A 19821-nucleotide genomic window follows, 5' to 3' on the forward strand; every position below is an offset into this window, starting at 1 on the left:
TGCGCAGCCCTTTCGCGGCACAAGGCCGCTCCTAAAGGGGGCGCGTCAGCACCTGTAGGAGCGGCCTTGTGCCGCGAAAGGGCCGCAAAGCGGCCCCGACGGGGTGGAATCAAACGCGGAACTGATCCATCAGCCCCTGCTGCTGGTTGGCCAGGCTGTTGAGCGACTGGCTGACCCGCGCCGATTCGTTGGCCTGGCCGCTCAGCGACTCGGTCACGTCACGGATGGTGGCGACGTTGCTGTTGATCTCCTCGGCCACCGCGCTCTGCTCCTCGGCGGCGCTGGCGATCTGCAGGTTCATGTCGGTGATCACGGTCACCGCCTGGCCGATGCGCTGCAGCGCGGTGACGGCCTGGCCGACCTGCTCGACGCCGCCCTGGGCCTGGCGGTGGCTGCTGTCCATGGCGCCGACCACTTCCTGGGTACCGGCCTGCAGGGCTTCGATTACCTGGCGGGTTTCCTCCACCGACTCCTGGGTGCGGCGGGCCAGGTTGCGCACCTCGTCGGCGACCACGGCGAAGCCACGGCCGGCCTCACCGGCGCGAGCGGCCTCGATGGCGGCGTTGAGCGCCAGCAGGTTGGTCTGCTCGGCGATAGAGCGGATCACCTCGAGCACCGAGCCGATCTTCTCGCTGTTGCGCGCCAGCCCCTCGACCTGGGCCATGGCGCCGCTCATGTCGGCGGCCAGGGTGTCGATGCTGGTGGTGGTGCGGTCGATCACCGCCAGGCCTTCGCGGGTCGCCTGGTCGGCTTCGCGCGCGGCCTGGGCGGCCTGGGCCGCGCTGCGGGCAACGTCCTGGGCAGTGGCGCTCATCTCGTGGGAGGCGGTGGCCACCTGGTCGACCTGGCGGTATTGCTGCTCCATGCCGGCGCTGGTCTCGGCGGCAATCGCCGCGGACTGGTCGGCGGTGCCGCGAGCGGCCTGCACCGAGCGTTTCACCTCGGCGATGGTCGGCTGCAGCTTGTCGAGGAAGCGGTTGAACCAGCCGGCCAGCTCGCCCAGCTCATCCTGCTTGTCGTACTGCAGGCGGCGGGTCAGGTCGCCTTCGCCGCTGGCGATGTCCTTGAGCATGGCGGCCACGCCGAGGATCGGCCGGGTCACGCCGCGGGCCATCAGCCACACCAGCAGCAGGCCGGCGATGGCGGCGGCCAGGCCCAGGCCCAGTTCGAGCAGGGTACCGCTGGTGTTGAGGGCGTCGAGTTCAACCTTGAGGGCCTCGGCCGGGCCGGTCAGGGCGCTTTCCGGCACGTCCAGCAGCACGCCCCATGGCTTGCCGCCAGGGATCGGCTCGAAAGCGGCCAGCACTTTCAGGCGTTGCTGGTCGTGAAGGATCTGCAGCTTGCCGTCGGCGAGCTTGCGCACAAGCTCCGCGCCCTGGGTGCGGTCGACCTGGTCGAAGCGCTGGGCCAGCTTGCCGGCGTCGGCGCTGTAGCCGGCCAGCAGGCCCACGGGGCTGAGGATGCCGACGGTGGTCTGGCCGTCGTAGAGGCTGCGGCTGGCGGTCTGGCTCAGGGCCTGCAGGCTGTTGAGGTTGATGTCGATGGACAGGGTGGCGATGACCTTGTCGCCCGCCTTGAGCGGGAACACGATGCTGGTCATCAGCACGCGCTGGCCGTCGATGTCATAGAAGTACGGCTCGACCACGCACACCGTGCCGGTGCTGCGCGGGCACACCCACCAGGTGTTGGCCGGCTGGCCGCTGGGGCCGATCTCGGTGTTGGCCATGTCGTGCTCGGGCAGGGCCATCGAGGTCAGCTGGCCGACCCGCGGCTGCGACCAGTACAGGGCGAAGCGCCCGGTCTCGTTGCTGCCCAGTTCGCTCTGGCCGGCGAACAACTTGTCCTTGCCATCCAGCGCGCCCGGCTCGAACACCAGCGACAGGCCGAGCAGGTCGGGGTTGGCCTGCAACGCGGCACGCACCTGGGCGGTCATGTCCTGGCGCAGGTCGTAGGCGTCGAGGAAGCGTTTCTCGGCCTGTTCGCGCAGGAACAGCACCTGGCGGGCGAAACCGGCGCCGTACTGGTAGGCGTCCATGAACTGGCGGCGGATGTTCAGGGCCTGGACCTCACCCTGGGATTCGATGCGCGACTGGGCCGAGTCGGAGAGCATGCGCATGCTGCTGGCTTTCACCAGGTCCGAACTGTGGTCCATGCGGTACAGCGAAAGGCCGACGAGCAGGGTGACGATGGCCGCCAGGCACAGGCCCGCCAGCAGGGTGATCTTCCATTGGATGGAGAGTTGTCGCAGCAAAGGCATGGGGAAAATCCCTTGTAATAGGTTTGATGCTGCCGACTGTGTCGGCCTGCTCGGATTTTTCTTTATTCAAACGTTCAATTAAACCCTGCGACTTTCGTCTATTCCCTACGCGATGTTGCGGCGCAGACGCTTTTGACTTCTGCCGGCCTGTGCTTCAGAGTGTGCGCCCTTCATAACAACATCCCCTGGTCCGGCCACTGCCTGCGCGCAGTCTGTCGCCGGAATGCCCGCTTTTTGTCTGTCGTAACGAGGTTCGCACACCATGAATGCAGTGATTGCCGCGGTCGGGCTCATGCTGATCCTGAGCCTGTCCCGCGTGCATGTGGTCATCGCCCTGATCATCGGCGCCCTGGCCGGAGGCCTGGTCGGTGGCTTGGGTATCGAGGGTACGCTCAAGGCCTTTAATGGAGGCCTGGGTGGCGGGGCCACGGTGGCCCTGTCCTATGCCTTGCTCGGCGCCTTCGCGGTGGCCATCGCCAAGTCCGGACTGGCCCATGCCCTGGCCGACCGGGCGCTGGCGATGATCGATCGCCAGGGCCATGCCGACGGTGGCAAGGTCAAGTGGCTGCTGGTCGGCCTGATGCTGGTGGTGGCGGTGTCGTCGCAGAACATCCTGCCGATCCACATCGCCTTCATTCCCTTGCTGGTGCCGCCGCTGCTGTACGTGCTGACCCGTCTGCGCATCGACCGCCGGCTGATCGCCTGCGTGATCACCTTCGGCCTGATCACCCCGTACATGTTCCTGCCGGTGGGCTTCGGCAACATCTTCCTCAACGAGATCCTGCTGGCCAACGTCAGCCGCGCCGGGGTGGACGTCAGCGGCGTCAACGTCACCCACGCCATGGCCATCCCGGCGGCGGGCATGCTCGCCGGTCTGTTGCTGGCGGTGTTCTTCAGCTACCGCAAGAAGCGTGACTACGACCTGGAACGCATCGAACAGGTCGAGCAGGTCAGCGTGCAGTACAACCCGGTGACCCTGCTGGTGGCCGGGGTGGCGATCGGCGCCGCGTTCATCATCCAGCTGTGGCTGGATTCGATGATCATCGGTGCGATGGTCGGCTTCCTGATCTTCTCGCTGTCGGGCATCGTGCGCTGGAAGGACACCGACAGCCTGTTCACCGAAGGCATGAAGATGATGGCGATGATCGGCTTCATCATGATCGCCGCCTCCGGCTTTGCCGAAGTGATGAAGGCCACCGGCGAGGTCAAGAGCCTGGTGGAAGCCTCGGCCCAGTGGATCGACCACAGCAAGGGCGTCGGCGCGCTGCTGATGCTGCTGGTGGGGCTGCTGGTGACTATGGGCATCGGCTCGTCGTTCTCCACCGTGCCGATCCTGGCGGCGATCTTCGTGCCGCTGTGCGTGCAGCTGGGCTTCGACCCGCTGGCCACCGTGTGCATCGTCGGTACCGCCGGCGCACTGGGTGATGCCGGATCGCCGGCGTCGGACTCGACCCTGGGGCCGACCTCGGGGCTGAACGTGGACGGACAGCACCATCACATCTGGGATACCGTGGTGCCGACGTTCATCCACTACAATCTGCCGCTGCTGGCGTTTGGCTGGTTGGCGGCGATGACGCTCTGATCTGCTGTCACAGCCGCACGCTGTCTCTGTAGGAGCGGCCTTGTGCCGCGAAAGGGCCGCAAAGCGGCCCCGGCGATCTTTGCGTAAACGCTGATACCCTGGGGCCGCTGCGCAGCCCTTTCGCGGCACAAGGCCGCTCCTACAGGGGCAGAGGGCGCAGCTTCAGCTCAGCCGCGGGTCGGCGCGGGGACGATGCGGTTGAGGACGGTGCTGCCGTCCTTGCTGCGGGTCAGGTACACCGGCAGCACCTTGGGCAGGGTGTCGACCAGGCGTGCAACCTCGCTTGTGCTGTAGACACCGCTGATGCGAATGCTGGCGGTGCTGTCGTCGGCCACCATGAGCGGCTTGTCCAGGTAGCGGTTGATCACCGGCAGGGCCTGGCCGAGGCTGAGGTTGTCCAGCACCAGCTTGCCGCTGCGCCAGGCCAGGCTGTTGGCGTAATCGTCGCTCTGGTTCAGTTCGGGTTCGAAATCGCCCTTGTGGTAGCTGGCCTGCATGCCCGGGCCAAGACGGTAGCCGCCAGTGTTGCCGCCGGCGCTCACCAGCACCGAGCCTTCCACCAGCGTCACCTTGACCTGGTCCTGATACTTCCACACGTTGAACTGGGTCCCGGTAACCCGGGTCTGGCCGTTGGCGGCGTGGACGATGAACGGGTGGTTGCTGTCGTGGGTGACCTTGAAGAATGCCTCGCCCTTGACCAGGGTGACCTTGCGCTCGTCCTTGTAGTTGAGGAAGCGCAATTCGCTATGCAGGTTCAGCTCGACGCTGCTGCCGTCGCTCAGGCGCACGTGGCGCAACTGGTCGGTGGCTTCGAAGTGCTGGTAGCCGTTGGGCAGCCAACCTTGCTCCCAGCCGACCCAACCGGCCAGGGGCAAGGCGAGCAGGGCGATGGCGGCAGCCGAGGCGAACGGGCGCCAGTGACGCGTCGGCGTCGCTTGCCGGGTGGGCAGTGGGATCACCTGGGCGCTACGTGGGAGCAGGTCGGCGGTGTCCCAGATTTCCAGCATCGCCTGGTATTCCTCGGCGTGCCGCGGGTCGCTCGCCAACCATTGGCCGAACGCCTCGCGCTCGCCCGCCGTGCAGTCGTCGGCGTGCAGGCGCATGCACCAATGCGCGGCGGCATCGGTAATGGCATCTTCGTCGCTTGGAATGTGGCGGTCCTGGTTCATCGCGGCTCCCGGTTTTGCGGCATTCTACCCCCGGGCGGGTGCTTCCGAGAACGAGTTAATGGCGAATGACTATCAATTGTGCAGTTTTTCGTCGTATCTGAGGTTGGGTTTCATCTGCGACAGGGTGATTTGCCGGTTTGCGCGGGCGATCCCCTGGCGCATGGCACCGGCTGCGCCGGTGTTCGCGGGCAAGCCCGCTCCCACAGGGACCGCGATGCGATGCACGAAGCAATACTCGAGCGCGCATCGGATACCCTGTGGGAGCGGGTTTACCCGCGAAGAAGGCAATGCGTTTTATGGCACCGGCTGGGCCGGTGTTCGCGGGGCAAGCCCGCTCCTACAGGGGGGGCTGCGTGGGAGCGGGCTTGCCCCGCGATGAGGCCCTTCAGACGGTACGCAGGCGCGCCTTTTCCACCTGCTGCATTTCCACGCCATCGAGCAACGCCTCGACTACCGCCTTGGCCGCGTCCAGCCCGTGGTCGTTGCCCAGCAGCAGGTCGTGGCAGGTGCCGGTTGCCAGCTCCATGGCCTTGAGGTTGGTGGCGAACGCGCCCTTGAGCAGGGTGGACAGGTGCACCAGTGCATCTTCGAAGTCCACGCCTTCGCGCACGGCGAACAAGGAAGGGTGGCTGCATTCGCAGTTGCCGAAGCTGGAGTGCGCCGTGGTGGCGCGGGACGGAGGATCAGGTAAGCCTTTTGTCATTGTGTCGCTCCTTGATTCAATGGAGCCGCCACTCGACGTGACCAAACGAATGGGTGGCGACTGTACGCGGGTTGGTCAACCGGGAATCAAGGAAACCGGCGCGCACGGAGGCGCCCCACGCACAGCCGCCATAGAACGAGACAGCCGGGCACAAAAAAAAGCGCCAACTGAATCGCAGAGCGGGCGCTTGTGCGCCTTGATGTTCGCGGGTGACCAAACCCGGTTGCTGGATTTACAGCAGCGAGCGAAGGTTACCGGGGCGGAGCGATCGATTCAAGGATTGAAGTGTAAGCAAGTAATCGAATGACAAACGTTTTAAATGGGTCAGCTGATCTCCCGAACCGGCTCCATTTTGCGCACCAGATAATCAATCAGTACCTTCTTGCCTTTGGAGTAATCGTTGATTTGCTCTCGCATCGTCGCTTGGTTGGTTGCGTTGGGAGCAGCAACATAGTTACGGCTCGCCTCTACTGCTCTGTGGAGCTGGCGAACTACATCCTCCAAGAGGTCCCGATCATCGGAGGTAATACCAACATTTGGTAGGGTGAAACCGGCCACGGTACCGTCGATGCGATCAGAATTGGGCAGAGTATGGGCGCTGGAAAGAGCGTTCTGCGTGGTGACCTGATTGATAAGGTCCGAATGACCTGGGTAGCGCAGTTGCAGTGTGTCCATTTCAGTGTGATGAATGGAGCTTACACGGTCGACTTGAGTGCTCTTGGGCAGGTCACTAAGTTGGCCTAAGTCGACAGAACGGCGTTGGAGTGCCTGCTTGAAGGCTCCTCTGGGATCTGCATGATTTATAGGGTCTCCGGCACAGTATCCGTATGAATTGACGCCCCCATCAACGAAAGGACTCAACTTGTCCGGTGAGCAAAACCTCATCAGCACCGAATTATAGGCACGATGCCCGTTGCCCAGTAGGTAGACCGCTGCCTGTGGATCACGCATCACACCATTGAAGCCAAGGCGTAAACAAGGCGACTCGCGAACCGGATCGTATCCATAGGCCGAATAGGCAAACCCATGGCTTGCCCCTCGCAACACCGAGCGTGCCAGGTCGCTCGCCAACAGCCTGGTCACTGGACTGCTCATTGGCGTCCCCACTGTTCAGAAATGACCAATCCACGTTAACGTGCGCCCCTGGCCAGTGAAACTGGCAAAAATGCCAGGTATGGCACTACCGACAAAGAGGACTTGCAATGCCAGAACCCTCCAACCTGCTGGCCTTCGCCCTGATCAGCCTGGGCATGGTGCTGACGCCGGGCCCCAACATGATCTACCTGATCTCCCGCTCCATCTGCCAGGGGCGTGGCGCCGGCTTGATCTCGCTGGGTGGCGTGGCGCTGGGCTTCGTCTTCTACATGCTCTGCGCCGCGCTGGGCATCACCGCGCTGGTCATGGCCGTGCCGTTCGCCTACGACGCCCTGCGCATCGGCGGCGCGTTGTACCTGCTGTACCTGGCCTGGCAGGCGCTGCGCCCAGGTGGGCGTTCGCCGTTCCAGGTCCGCGCCCTGCCGGCCGACAGCCCGCGGCGGCTGTTCATGATGGGGTTTCTGACCAACCTGCTGAACCCCAAGATCGCGGTCATGTACCTGTCGCTGATGCCGCAGTTCATCGAGCCCGGCCACGGCAGCGTGCTGGCGCAGTCGCTGGTGCTGGGCAGCACGCAGATCGCCATCAGCGTCACGGTCAACGCGCTGATCGCGCTGATGGCCGGTTCCATCGCCGTGTTCCTGGCCGGCAGGCCGGTGTGGCAGCAAGTCCAGCGCTGGCTGATGGGCACGGTGCTGGCGGCGCTGGCGCTGCGCATGCTGGCCGAAGGACGCCGTTGATCGTCGGCGTCGATCCGATGGAACGTTTTGCCACCGGGCGACTTCTTACCCTCAGAGGAAAGAAAACGTGCCCGGGAAAACCGAGACATGAAAGCGCGCCAGGAGAGCAAGACGGTTAACCTGCAAGCACTGCCGAGCTTCCTGGGCGGCGGTGGCGAAGTCAGCTGCCTGTTGCAGGCGATGGACTGGCGACAGTCTCCGCTCGGAGTCCCGGATGGCTGGTCACCAGTGCTGCAGTCGGTGGTGGCCATGCTCCTGCCGGCGCAGGCGCAGATCGTGCTGTTCTGGGGGCCGCAGTACATCGCGTTGTACAACGATGCCTACTGGCCGACCATCGGCAGCAAGCACCCCGCGGCCCTGGGCCGGCCCGGACAGGAGCACTGGAGCGAGTTGTGGAACGACCTCGAGCCGCTGCTGCGCGGAGTGCGTGAAACCGGGGTGACCTTCTCGGCCCGGGATCGGCCGTTCTATATCGAGCGACATGGCCCGGGCGAAACCGCCTATTTCGATGTCTCCTACTCTGCCGTGCGCGAGGCCGACGGTGGGGTGGGCGGCGTGCTGTGCATCGTCACCGACACCACCGAGCGGGTGCGTTTCCAGCAACGCCAGGCGTTTCTCCAGGAGTTGCGCCAGGCCTTGCCGGGCCTGGGCGAGGCCGAGCGCATCGAGGCCCATGCGGTGCGCCGCCTGGGGGAGGAACTGGGCGCGGCGCGGGTCTGCTTCGGCGAGGACCTGGGCGATGGCCGACGCTATCGAGTTGCTCAGGAGTGGGCCGCCGAAGTACCGTCGATGGTCGGCTTCAACCAGTACTCGGCCCTGGACCCGGCCCTGCGCGAGGCGCTACTGGCCGGTCAGGCGGTGCAGCGCAACTATGAACCGAGCAAGGGCGTGCCGCCCCGGTTCAAGGGCCTGTGCGCCACGCTGCACGTGCCGGTGCTGCGCGCCGAGCATCTGGAGGCGATGCTCGCGGTGCATTTTCATACACCCCATGCCTGGGGCGAGAGCGAATGCCTGCTGGTGGAAGAGGCCGCCCGGCAGGTCTGGGCGGCGGTCACTCACGCCCGTGCCGAGCGCGCCCTGCACATGCTCAACGAAAACCTGGAGGAGCGGGTGGCCAACATGTTTGCCCAGCGCGAGGCCGCACTGGTGCAACTGCACGAAGCACGCAAGATGGAGATGATCGGCCAGCTTAGCGGCGGCATTGCCCACGACCTCAACAACATGCTGACGCCGATCATCGCTTCCCTGGAACTGCTGCGCCGCCATCCGCAACCGGAGCGCGCCGAGCGTCTCATCGATGGTGGCCTGCAGGCGGCCGAGCGCGCGCGCAATCTGGTCGGGCGCCTGCTCAGCTTCGCGCGGCGGCAGACCCTCAAGCCGACGACGGTGTCGCTGGCGGCGCTGGTGGAGGACATGCGCGAGCTGATCGCTCGCTCGCTGGGCCCGACCGTTGCCATGGAGGTCAGTGTCGAGACGGCACTGCCGGGGGTGCTGGTGGACCCGCACCAACTCGAACTGGCTTTGCTGAACCTGGTGGTCAATGCCCGCGATGCCATGGGCGAGGGCGGGAAGTTGACCATACGCGCCGGTCTTGGCGGCGACGGTACGCCTGGTCCGCCCGGTCTGCAGACAGGGCCACAGGTGTGGCTGCGGGTCACCGACAATGGCTGTGGCATGAGCGAGGAGGTGCTGGCGCATTGCGTCGAGCCGTTCTACTCGACCAAGGGCGTGGGTCGCAGCACCGGGCTTGGCTTGCCGATGGTGCAGGGCCTGGCGCTGCAGTCCGGCGGCGGCTTCGGCATTCGTTCGCGCGTGGGTGAGGGCACCGAAGCGACCTTGTGGCTCCCGGCCAGCGAGCAGGAGGTGGTTGATGAAGCGGCCAAGCCGGTCGAGGTTCCCCGGGCGCAAGGCCAGATCCGCGTGCTGCTGGTGGACGACGAGCCACTGGTGCGTCAGGCCACGCTCCTGCAACTGCGCGCCCTCGGCTACGAGGTGACCGAGGCCGAGGGACCGGCCCAGGCGTTGGCGTTGCTGGACAAGGGCCTGCTGCCCGATGTGCTGCTGACCGATCATGTCATGGCCGAGACTACCGGCGTGCGCTTCGCCCAGCAGGTGCGCGAGCAGCTGGTGCAATTGCCGGTGCTGATCATTACCGGTTACACCAACCTGACGCCGCGTGAGTTGCATGGCTTCGAGGTACTGCGCAAACCGTTTCGCCAGGACGAGCTGGGGCAGAGTCTGGCGCGGCTATTGGCGAGGCGAAAGTGAACGCTGTGGAGGAAACCTCGAACAGCATGCAGCCCGCTCCCATGCCATGGTGAGTTGATACGACTCACCGACTAGCCAGTACATCCCCCAGCATCTGGCACACCTGTTCGGCCGAATAGGGCTTGGCCAGGAACGCGAAGCCCTGGTGGCCACCTTCGGCGATCGCTTCGCTGTAGCCGGAGGTGAGAATCACCGGCAGTTGCGGTTGGCTGCGCCGCAGTTCCCTGGCCAGGGCGAGACCGCCCATGCCCGGCATCACCACATCGGAGAACACTGCGTCGAATCCGCCGCGGGCCGCCGCGATCTGGGCCAGGGCATCCTCGGCCGAGGTCGCCCAGCTGATCTGGTAGCCATGGTCACGCAGGATCTGCGCGGTGAAGCTGCCGACATCCGGATTGTCCTCCACCACCAGGATGCGCTTGCGCTCGCCGGGCAGGACCAGCGGCACCGTCACGTCAGGTGTTTCGCCATCGGCCTGCGGCACCTGGGGCAGATACAGGGTGAAGGTGGTGCCCTGGCCTGGCACGCTGAGCACCTGCACATCGCCACCGGATTGCTTGACGAAGCCGAACACCTGCGACAGGCCAAGCCCGGTACCCTGGCCGGCGGCCTTGGTGGTGAAGAACGGATCGAAGATGCGCTCCAGCAGGTGCGGGGCGATGCCAACGCCACTGTCGATGACCGAGATCGCCGCGAACGGCCCGTCCTGCGCCGCCTGTCCACGCAACGCCGGCAGTCGCTGATTGGCCTCCAGGCGCAGACGCAGCGTGCCCGCGATGCCGTCCATGGCGTCACGGCCATTGATCATCAGGTTGATCACCGCGGTTTCCAGCTGGCCGAGGTCGGCGTGCACGTGGCAGGGCGTGTCGGGCAGTTCCAGGCCGACCTGGATGCGGGCGCCGGTGGCGGTGTCGAGCATCTCGGCCATGGCCTCGAGCCTGGGACCGGCCTCGAACACCTGCGGGCTGAGGGCCTGGCGGCGGGCGAAGGCGAGCAGTTGCCCGGTGAGCTTGGCGCCGCGGTCGACGGTGTCGGAGACGGTCTTGAAGTAGCGGCTGCGCCGAGTCTCGTCGAGGTCCGCCCGCTGCAGGAAGTGGATGGAGGAGCGGATGATGGTCAGCAGGTTGTTGAAATCGTGTGCCACGCCGCCGGTCAATTGGCCGATGGCCTCGAGCTTCTGCGCCTGGCGCAGCACGGCCTCGGTGTGCAGCAGCTGGCTGGTGCGCTCCTCCACGCGTTGTTCGAGGGTGGCGTTGAGGGCCTCCAGTGCCGTCAACGCCTCGCGCACCTCGGCATTGGCCTGGACCCGCTGGATATGTGCCCAGCAGCGCTCCGTGGCCTCACCGATCAAGGCCCTCTCGTAGCGGGTCCACGTCCTGGGCGCCTTGTCATGGATGGCCATCAGCGCCGTCAGGCGGCCTTCCTTGATCAAGGGCATGCAGATGGTGGCGGTAATGCCGATGGCCTGGAAGGTCGCCGATTCATGGGGTGACAGTTGCGCAAGGTTGTCCTCGATCACCAGCGCCAGTCCGGCGCGCAGGCGGCTGACGGCCAGATCGCCGAAGTCGGCAAGGCGGTACTGGCCAAGCAGGCGCGGCGAACCTGGCGCGACCCAGTCGCCGCAGATGGTGAAACCGTCCTCGTCGGGGTCCATGACCGCATAGGCGCAGCTCGACAGGTGCAGGTGCTCGCCCAGCAGGCGCGTGGTGGTGGCCATGACCCGTTCAGGATCGATGGCGTTGGCCGCCGCCCGGCTCAAACTGTCGAGAAAGTTCAGGCGTTGGTTGGCCACCACGCTGGCGGTGGTCTCGGTGACCGTGTCGATCATCCCCACCACCTGCCCGTCGTGGTCGCGGATGGGGCTGTAGCAGAAGGTGAAGTAGGCGCGCTCCGGGCTGCCGTGGCGCTCGATCATCAGCGGGAAATCTTCGATGTATACGGCTTCGCCGTCGAGGGCGCGCTGGGCCAGGTGGCGGATATCGCTCCAGGCCTCCTGCCAGACCGCGCTGAAGGGGCGGCCCAGGGCAGAGGGTTTGTTGCCGAGGATTTCGCTGAAGGCGTCGTTGTGCAGGGTGATCAGCGCGTCGCCCCACAGCACGGCCTGGGGAAAGCGCGAGGCCAGGCACAGGGCAACCGTGGTCTTGAGCACATCGGGCCAGCTGGCAAGGGGGCCCAGGGTGGTCGACGACCAGTCGTGGTTGCGGATGCGTTCGGCCATGAGGCCGCCGCCGTCGAGCCATTTCGCCATGAGCTGTGCGGGTCCTTGTGCGTGAGAGCATCAGGGTGCACCGAGACGCGGCGCTTGGCGAGGGGTTTTGTGTCGTCTGGGGGGGCGCCATCGCGGGGCAAGCCCGCTCCCACGGTATGCATCTCTGGAAGAATCACGTGGGAGCGGGCTTGCCGGCGATGGAGCGCAGGGCGACCCGAATCAGACCTTGAACTGCGCCACCAGCCCATTGAGTTCCAGCGCCAGGTGCGACAGGTCCTGGGCCGATGCGCTGGTCTGGTTGGCCCCGGTGGTGGTCTGCATCGACAAGTCGCGGATGTTCATCAGGTTGCGGTCCACTTCCCGCGCCACCTGGGCCTGTTGTTCCGAAGCGCTGGCGATCACCAGGTTGCGCTGGTTGATCGAGGCGATGGTCCGGGCAATCAGTTCCAGGGCCTGGCCGGCCGATTGCGCCACCTCCAGGGTGCCGCTGGCACGGCCCTGGCTGCTGTGCATGGCGCTGACCGCGCGCTCGGTGCCGACCTGGATGCCGCCGATCATCTGTTCGATCTCGGCGGTGGACTGCTGGGTGCGATGGGCCAGCGCCCGCACCTCGTCGGCGACCACGGCGAAGCCACGCCCGGCTTCGCCGGCACGGGCGGCCTCGATGGCAGCGTTGAGGGCCAGCAGGTTGGTCTGCCCGGCGATCGAGCCGATCACATCCAGCACCCGGGTAATCTCGTTGGCGCTGCTGGCCAGCTGTTCGATCTCCCCGGCGGTACCGGTGACATCGTCGACCAGATGCTGGATCGAAGCCAGCGCCTGGTTGACCTGGTCACGGCCGTCCCGGGTGGTCTGGTCCGCGCCTTGGGAGGCCTCGGCGGTGCTCACCGCGTTGCTCGCCACTTCCTCGACGGCGCTGGTCATCTGGTTGACCGCAGTGGCGGCCTGGTCGATCTCGGTGCTTTGTTGCTGCAGGCCGCGGCTGGTGTCCTCGGTGACGCTGTGCAGCTCTTCGGAGGCCGAGGCCAGGCGGTCGGAGGACGCGGCGATCTTGCCGATGGTGTCGCGCAGGCTCTGCTGCATGCGGCGCAGGGCGTGCAGCAGCAATGCCGGCTCGTCGTGGCCGACTACCGTGATCTCGCGGGTCAGGTCGCCGGTGGCGATGCGCTCGGCCACCATGACGGCGTCGGCCAGCGGCGCGACGACGCTGCGGGTGAACAGGGTGGCGATGGCGATCAGTGCCAGGACGATCAGCACCAGTGCCGTGATGATCACCGCATACGCCTGGTCGCTGACCGTGTCGCTGCGGTGCGAGGCCGTTTCCGCGCCTTTGTAGTTGAAGGCCACCAGTGTTGCCATGGCGTCCATCATACGGTCGGCGCGCTGGATCAGCGGGCCGTTGATCAGGCGCCTTGCTTCAGCCATGCGCCCGGCGCCGATGTTCGCCAGCACCTGTTGCTGTTGCTGGGTGTATTGCTGGCGCGCCACCAGGAAGGCATTGAACAGGCCGCGGTCCTGGGCGTCGGAGATGGTCTTCTCGTAATCCTTGAGGTCCTGCTGGATCGCTTCCTCGATACTGTTGAGCAGGTTGACGCTGGCGTTTTCGTCGGTGTCTTCCTCCAGCGCCGCGCGCAGCGTGGCGGCGCGTTCCTGGGCCAGGGTGCCGCCGATCTCGTTGAGGGCGATCACGGCCGGCAGCCAGTTGCGGCGGATCTCGTTGGTGGCATCGTTCATCTGCCGGGTTTCGTACAAGGCCACCAGGCCCATGGCCAGGACCAGGCCGGCCAGCAGCGTGAACAGGCTGGTCGCCCGTTTACCGATCTTCATGTTTCTCAACAGCATGGATGTTCCTTGACGTCAGAATGCAAACGTCAGGAGCATGATTCCGGGGGCTGCGGGGAGATAGTCGCCAGGTCGCACGTATTGCGGCGGATTTTCCTATTTGCCGGTACCTGTCCCGGCGTAGGCGGGCTCCCGGCGGACGGCATCATCCGCTGGGAGCCCGGTTGAGCGGCAATGTAATGCGCTTGCTCAGACTTTGAACTGCGCCACCATCCCGTTCAGCTCCACCGCCAGGCGTGACAGGTCCTGGGCCGCCGCGCTGGTCTGGTTGGCGCCGGCCGAGGTCTGCATCGCCAGGTCGCGGATGTTCACCAGGTTGCGGTCCACCTCCCGGGCCACCTGGGCCTGCTGTTCGGAGGCGGTGGCGATTACCAGGTTGCGCTGGTTGATGGTGGCGATCGCCTCGGCAATCAGCTCCAGGGCCTGGCCGGCCGACTGCGCCACGGCCAGGGTGCCGTTGGCACGGCCCTGGCTGCTGTGCATGGCGCTGACCGCACGCTCGGTGCCGGTCTGGATGCCGCCGATCATCTGCTCGATCTCCGCGGTGGACTGCTGGGTGCGGTGGGCCAGGGCACGCACCTCGTCGGCGACCACGGCGAAGCCGCGGCCGGCCTCACCGGCGCGGGCGGCCTCGATGGCGGCGTTGAGGGCCAGCAGGTTGGTCTGCCCGGCGATCGAACCGATCACGTCCAAGACCTGGCTGATCTCGTTGGCGTGGCTGGCCAGCTGCTCGATTTCCCCGGAGGTGCCGGTCACGTCATCGACCAGGTGCTGGATCGAGGCCAGCGCCTGGTTGACCTGGTCGCGACCGTCGCGGGTAGTGCGGTCGGCGCCCTGGGAGGCGTCGGCGGTGCTCACGGCGTTGCTCGCTACCTCTTCGACGGCGGCGGTCATCTGGTTGACCGCCGTGGCGGCCTGGTCGATCTCGGCGCTCTGCTGGTGCAGGCCGCGGCTGGTGTCCTCGGTGACGGTGTGCAGCTCCTCGGAGGCCGAGGCCAACTGGTCGGAAGACGCGGCAATCCTGCGCAGGGTGTCGCGCAGGCTATGCTGCATGCGGCTCAGAGCGGCCAGCAGCAAGGCCGGTTCGTCGCGGCCGAGCACGACGATTTCGCGGGTCAGGTCGCCGGTGGCGACCCGCTCGGCCACGGCAACGGCGTCGGCCAGGGGCACGACGATACTGCGGGTGAGGAGGGTGGCGATGCCGATCAGCGCCAGGGTGATCACGGCAATGGCGGCGATGATCAGGCTGAAGGCTTCGTCGGAGGCCGCGCTGCTGCGCAGCGAGGCTTGCTCGGCGCCCTTGGTGTTGTAGTCGATCAGTTCGGCCAGGGCCTTCATCATGCTGTCGGCGTACTCGGCCAGCGGGCCGTTGACCAGACGTCGGGCCTCGTCCAGTCGGTCATCGCCGGCGGCGCTGCGAATGGCTTGCTGCAGTGCGTGATAGCGTTCGCTCAGGCCCATGAAGGTGTCGAACAGGGCGCGGTCGTCCGCGGCGAAGATGGTGCGCTCGTAGGCCTTGAGGTCGTTTTCGAGCTGTTGGTTGACCTGGACGATCTTGTCCAGCGTGGCATGGCGGGCGCTGCTGCTGTCCTCAAGGACACTGCGCAGGGTCAGGGCGCGGGCCCGGCCCAGGTTGCTGCTGACCTCGCCCAGGGCGAGCACGGCGGGCATCCAGGTGAGACGGATTTCGTCGGTGGCGCTGTCCATCCGCCGGGTTTCGTAGAGGGCGACCAGGCCCAGGGCCAGGACCAGGATCCCGAGCAGGGTGAACATTCCTGCTGCCCGAATACCGATCTTCATGTTCCGTAACTGCATGCGACGCTCCTTGACGGTGGCTGGCAGGCGTCAAGAGCGCGGACTGACCGGGCTCGGCTGGAAAGGCTCTCGATGCACTGCGAAGGGGGTTATATCCTCACGGTTCATGTTGTTTTTTCTGAATGATGACATAACGCCACTATTATTGACCAGTCGTTCAATGTAATGACGCATACAAACAGGCCCGTCACTTCCGGGACGGGCCTGTTGTTTTCGTTCACTCGACGATCGGAATCAGCGGGTCGGCCGCCGCCAGGGCCTGGGCGCGGTCGGCGGCCGGCGGGTAGATCCAGACCGAGTTGATCTGGCGCTTGAGGTCCTTGCCTTCCTGGCCCTGCAGCTTCAGTTCGCGGGTCCAGCCTTCGCTGTACGCGGCGCCCCAGTCGCCCAGGTCCAGGCAGGTGACGTACTTGGGCTGGCGGTACGCTATCGGCGCCTGGCCCAGCAGGTCGGCCATGGCGTTGTTGCCGCTGTGGCGACCCATGGGGATGGCGTGCTGGCAGGTCATCAGGGCGTGGTTGCCCAGCTCGTCCACCGCGGCCCAGGCCACATCGCCGGTGGCATAAATGTGCGATTGGCCGATCACCTTGAGGTGGTCGTCGACCCGCAGGCGACCGAAGCCGTCACGCTCGCCGGCGACCTGCGCGGTCAACGGGCTGGCCTTGACGCCGGCGGTCCAGATCACGGTCTTGCTGGCGATGTACTCGCCGTTGTCCAGGGTCACGCCGCCGGCATCCACCGCCACCACCGAGGTGCCGGTCAGCCATTCGACGCCCGCCTGCTCGCTGGCGGCGACGATGGCCGGGGTGATCCCGGCACCGAGGGCGGCACCGACGCTGGCGCCACGGTCGATCAGCACCACGCGGGCATGGCCTTCACCAAGGATGGCGCGCAGGCGCGGCGGCATCTCGGTGGCGGTCTCGATGCCGGTGAAGCCGCCGCCGCAGACCACCACGGTGTTGCGCGCCGGCGAGGCGGGCAGGCTGGCCAGGCCGTGCAGGTGCTGTTCCAGGCGCACGGCCGACTCCATCTGGTCGACATCGAAGCTGTGCTCGGCCAGGCCCGGTACGGCAGGGCGGGCCACCTGGCTGCCGGCGGCGAGGATCAGGCGGTCGTAGGCGAGCTGCTGCGGCAGGCCATCGGCATCGCGGTAGCCGACCTGGCGGGCGGCGCTGTCGATGCTGTCGGCGGTGCCAGGGATGAACTCCACGCCCACCACGTCGAACAGCGCCTCCAGCGGTGCCTGCAGCGTGTGGACGTCGGCCTCGTAGAAGCGTGGACGGATGCGCAGTTGCGGCTGCGGGGCCAGCACGCTGATGCGCACGTCGCCGCGTTGTGCCTGGTCGAGCAGGCGGGCGGCGCTCAGGGCGCTCCAGACACCGGCAAAGCCGGCACCGATGATCAGGATACGAGAGGTCATGTGGATGCTCCGCAAGGACAGGAAAAAGGTCTTCGATGAGGCGTTCACGGCCCGTCGAATAACTACGACTGTATTGATCGTAGTTTAAATCGGCAAGTGTTATTTTTCGGGTCGTCCTTTCGCAAACGCAGGTGTATCGGCTGTATCCAGCGTGTTTATTGGCTTCTGCTGGGATGTTGATATGCTTGCACGGCGACGACCGGCTTTGCCTGCCACCGATTATGGGCGTACTATTTGCGACAGAATTAGTCGGAGATTGATATGTCCCTTTACAGCGCCGGCGTCGAATACGGCATCCATTGCCTGCTGTTCCTGGTGGACGAGCGCGGCGACAGCCGCGAATCCAGCGTGCGCGACCTGGCCGAGTTGCAGGGCGTGCCCCAGGAATACCTGGCCAAGGTCTTCACCAAGTTGGCCCGCGCTGGATTGGTGGCGGCGACCGAAGGCGTGCGCGGCGGATTCCGTCTGGCGCGGCCGTCCGACGAGATCACCGTGCTGGATATCGTCACGGCCATCGACGGGCCGAAGAAGCTCTTCGACTGCCGGGAGATCCGCGAGCGTTGCGCGGTGTTCGAGGGCGCCGCGCCGGCCTGGGCCACCGAAGGCACCTGCGCGATCCATGCGGTGATGCTGGGGGCGCAGAAACGCATGGAGGAGGCGCTGGCCCAGCAAACCATCCTCGACCTGGCGCGGCGCTTCGGGCGCAAGGCACCGGCCGAGTTCGGGCAGAAGGTCAATGACTGGATGAGCGAGCGGCGCGACGGCAAGGGCGCCGGTGGGGACATTCCGCTGCAGGCCGTCTGACGACCTGGGTCGGTTGGGCGGCGCAACGGAAAATTGTGCTCAACCCCAAGGTAAATCCTTGCCTGTGCGATCGGCCCACAGGTGCCAAGCCGAGGTAAGCTGACAGAAAAATTCCGTGCGCCGCTCCCGGCGCCAGAGAGGTCAGCGTGGCTTCCTACACCTTGCGCCAACTCAAGTACTTCGTCACCACGGTGGAGGCCGGCAGCGTCGCCGAGGCCTCGCGCCAGCTATATATCGCCCAGCCGTCTATCTCCACCGCGATCAAGAGCCTGGAAGAGAGCTTCGGTGTGCAGCTGTTCATCCGCCATCACGCCCAGGGCGTGTCGCTGACGCCCAGCGGCAAGCGCTTCTATGCCAAGACCCGGGCGCTGCTGCAGATGGCCCATGAGTTCGAGCAGAACGCCCTGGCCGACAACGACACGGTGGCCGGGCAGATCGACATCGGTTGTTTCGAGACCGTGGCGCCTTTGTACCTGCCGCGACTGATCGCCGGTTTTCGCCAGCGTTATCCCGGGGTGGACATCCGCCTTCGCGACGGCGAACAGCAGGACCTGATCCAGGGCCTGACGGCGGGCACCTTCGACCTGGCGTTCCTCTACGACCATGACCTGGACGGCACCATAGAGACCGAGCCGTTGATGCCGGCGCAGAAACCCTATGTGCTGCTGCCGGAAAAGCACCGTTTCGCCGGCCAAACCCAGGTGTCGCTGCGCGACCTGTGCCCGGAACCGATGATCCTGCTTGACGTGGCGCCTAGCCGCACCTACTTCGTCAGCCTGTTCAACGAGCTGGGGCTGACGCCGAACATCGTCTTCAGCTCGCCGTCGATAGAGATGGTCCGGGGCATGGTGGGCCAGGGTTTCGGTTTCTCGCTGCTGGTGACCCGGCCGCACTCCGAATTCACCTACGACGGACAGCGCCTGGTGACCCTCGACATCACCGAGCCGGTGGCGCTGTCGGGCCTGGCGGCGGCGCACCTCAAGCGCGTGCAGTTGACCAAGCCGGCGCAATTGTTCGTCGAGTTCTGTCGCGAGGAACTGGCACGCCTGTAGGCGTTGACCATCCGTCGCCAACATGGCGCTGGCGAGCGAACGTTGCCATGCCAGCGGTTTCTTCCACTAAGGTGCTAGAGGCACTTCGACGTTGTCATTGCCTGGGCGAATGGACCTGCACCCGGGCATGGGCAATATCAATTGGCAGCCTGCCAGTCGAGGGCGTACCACACCCAACAGGCCATCCAGTACAGAGAGGGTCGTACCATGTCGTTGATTGGCGTTTCAATGCTTGAGATGCGGCAGATGATCGAACAGGCCTGCCTGCCTGACCGCTGCGAGGTGAGCTGCCCGGACGGCGAACACCTTACCATTCGCCTGGGCCAGGGACAGAGCCTGGACGACTGCCTGACCGTGACCGGCGTGCCGATCGCCGAGCTCAACAGCTGTCATGACCTGCTGGGCCTGGTGGCAAGGGTCAAGGCGCAGCGCAAGGCCCCGGCCACCGTGCGCAAGGTCAGCGCCTGAGGTCATAGAAGCTCGAGCAGCAGGTTGATGCCACCGTCACCGCATTTGACATGCTCGCGGACCACGCCGCGATAGTTGCGTCCTTCCCAGGCGAAGGCGACGCTGTGGGCTTTCTCGACCTTGCCCGGCAGCGGCGGCTCGATATGCAGGCGCAGTGCCGGGCGGCCTTGCAGGCTGAGGGCCGCCAACTGCACCCGGCACTCGGCGCGCTGGGCCACCCGGCCGAACAGGGTGTCGCGGACGAAGTCCAGTTCCAGAAGGACGCAGGGGGCGCGGCAGGGCATCTTCATGGTGGCTTTCCGGCGAAAGAGGCATACCTCGAACGTTGGAAGCTTAAAAGCGCAAGACGTTCAAATTATTTCAGCCTGTGCCTGTTGCCAGGCGCCTGCCTGTAGGA

Annotated in this window: 15 protein-coding genes; 6 read left to right on the top strand and 9 right to left on the bottom strand. The window is 65.8% G+C overall.

Going from position 1 to position 19821, the window contains the following annotated elements; translation table 11 throughout:
* Positions 1-109: 109 nt before the first annotated feature.
* Positions 110-2257, bottom strand: coding sequence for a methyl-accepting chemotaxis protein (locus tag POF53_RS12640; protein WP_203646810.1), 2148 nt, complete (start codon positions 2255-2257; stop codon positions 110-112).
* A gap of 262 nt (positions 2258-2519) precedes the next feature.
* Between POF53_RS12640 and POF53_RS12645 the strand changes: the two genes are divergently transcribed.
* Positions 2520-3839 carry a Na+/H+ antiporter family protein gene (locus POF53_RS12645; RefSeq protein WP_198745489.1) on the top strand — a complete coding sequence of 440 codons (1320 nt, stop codon included), beginning with the start codon at positions 2520-2522 and terminating at the stop codon, positions 3837-3839.
* Positions 3840-4006: 167 nt separating this feature from the next.
* Here the strand turns inward: POF53_RS12645 and POF53_RS12650 are convergent, their stop codons facing one another.
* The 3 genes from POF53_RS12650 to POF53_RS12660 form a co-directional block, all read right to left on the bottom strand.
* Positions 4007-5008, bottom strand: coding sequence for a FecR family protein (locus tag POF53_RS12650; protein ID WP_203646808.1), 1002 nt, complete (start codon positions 5006-5008; stop codon positions 4007-4009).
* 385 nt (positions 5009-5393) lie between these two features.
* Positions 5394-5711: a hypothetical protein gene (locus POF53_RS12655; RefSeq protein ID WP_225933086.1), complete on the bottom strand. Its 318-nt coding sequence runs from the start codon at positions 5709-5711 to the stop codon at positions 5394-5396.
* Between the two features lie 324 nt (positions 5712-6035).
* A complete protein-coding gene (locus POF53_RS12660; protein WP_498967955.1) occupies positions 6036-6794 on the bottom strand; it encodes an RHS repeat-associated core domain-containing protein in 759 nt (252 codons plus the stop codon).
* Between the two features lie 119 nt (positions 6795-6913).
* Here POF53_RS12660 and POF53_RS12665 point away from each other — a divergent pair, with 119 nt between their 5' ends.
* Both POF53_RS12665 and POF53_RS12670 read left to right on the top strand, forming a co-directional pair.
* On the top strand, positions 6914-7546 hold the full coding sequence (locus POF53_RS12665; protein WP_203646805.1) for a LysE family translocator: 633 nt from the start codon (positions 6914-6916) through the stop codon (positions 7544-7546).
* An 87-nt stretch (positions 7547-7633) separates the two neighbouring features.
* Positions 7634-9814: an ATP-binding protein gene (locus tag POF53_RS12670; RefSeq protein ID WP_498967958.1), complete on the top strand. Its 2181-nt coding sequence runs from the start codon at positions 7634-7636 to the stop codon at positions 9812-9814.
* A gap of 64 nt (positions 9815-9878) precedes the next feature.
* On the opposite strand, the gene POF53_RS12675 is transcribed toward POF53_RS12670, so the two are convergent.
* The 4 genes from POF53_RS12675 to POF53_RS12690 all read right to left on the bottom strand — a co-directional run bounded on the left by POF53_RS12675 (position 9879) and on the right by POF53_RS12690 (position 17100).
* Complete coding sequence (locus tag POF53_RS12675) at positions 9879-12062, bottom strand: response regulator (protein WP_232855200.1); 2184 nt, start codon at positions 12060-12062, stop codon at positions 9879-9881.
* A gap of 180 nt (positions 12063-12242) precedes the next feature.
* Complete coding sequence (locus tag POF53_RS12680; protein ID WP_232855199.1) at positions 12243-13865, bottom strand: methyl-accepting chemotaxis protein; 1623 nt, start codon at positions 13863-13865, stop codon at positions 12243-12245.
* A gap of 189 nt (positions 13866-14054) precedes the next feature.
* On the bottom strand, positions 14055-15680 hold the full coding sequence (locus tag POF53_RS12685; protein WP_232855197.1) for a methyl-accepting chemotaxis protein: 1626 nt from the start codon (positions 15678-15680) through the stop codon (positions 14055-14057).
* Between the two features lie 217 nt (positions 15681-15897).
* The gene (locus tag POF53_RS12690; RefSeq protein WP_232855196.1) at positions 15898-17100 is read right to left on the bottom strand and encodes an NAD(P)/FAD-dependent oxidoreductase; all 1203 of its coding nucleotides are present in this window, start codon (positions 17098-17100) and stop codon (positions 15898-15900) included.
* Between the two features lie 261 nt (positions 17101-17361).
* Here POF53_RS12690 and POF53_RS12695 point away from each other — a divergent pair, with 261 nt between their 5' ends.
* The 3 genes from POF53_RS12695 (at position 17362) to POF53_RS12705 (ending at position 19424) form a co-directional block, all read left to right on the top strand.
* On the top strand, positions 17362-17904 hold the full coding sequence (locus tag POF53_RS12695) for an RrF2 family transcriptional regulator (RefSeq protein WP_186714388.1): 543 nt from the start codon (positions 17362-17364) through the stop codon (positions 17902-17904).
* Positions 17905-18050: 146 nt separating this feature from the next.
* The gene (locus POF53_RS12700; RefSeq protein ID WP_203646793.1) at positions 18051-18956 is read left to right on the top strand and encodes a LysR family transcriptional regulator; all 906 of its coding nucleotides are present in this window, start codon (positions 18051-18053) and stop codon (positions 18954-18956) included.
* A gap of 228 nt (positions 18957-19184) precedes the next feature.
* Positions 19185-19424: a DUF1652 domain-containing protein gene (locus POF53_RS12705; protein WP_498967962.1), complete on the top strand. Its 240-nt coding sequence runs from the start codon at positions 19185-19187 to the stop codon at positions 19422-19424.
* A gap of 2 nt (positions 19425-19426) precedes the next feature.
* Here the strand turns inward: POF53_RS12705 and POF53_RS12710 are convergent, their stop codons facing one another.
* The gene (locus tag POF53_RS12710) at positions 19427-19714 is read right to left on the bottom strand and encodes a hypothetical protein (protein ID WP_498967964.1); all 288 of its coding nucleotides are present in this window, start codon (positions 19712-19714) and stop codon (positions 19427-19429) included.
* Between the last annotated feature and the right edge of the window lie 107 nt (positions 19715-19821).

Source organism: Mitsuaria sp. RG, from assembly GCF_028369275.1.
Classification (GTDB): Bacteria; Pseudomonadota; Gammaproteobacteria; order Pseudomonadales; family Pseudomonadaceae; genus Aquipseudomonas; species Aquipseudomonas peradeniyensis.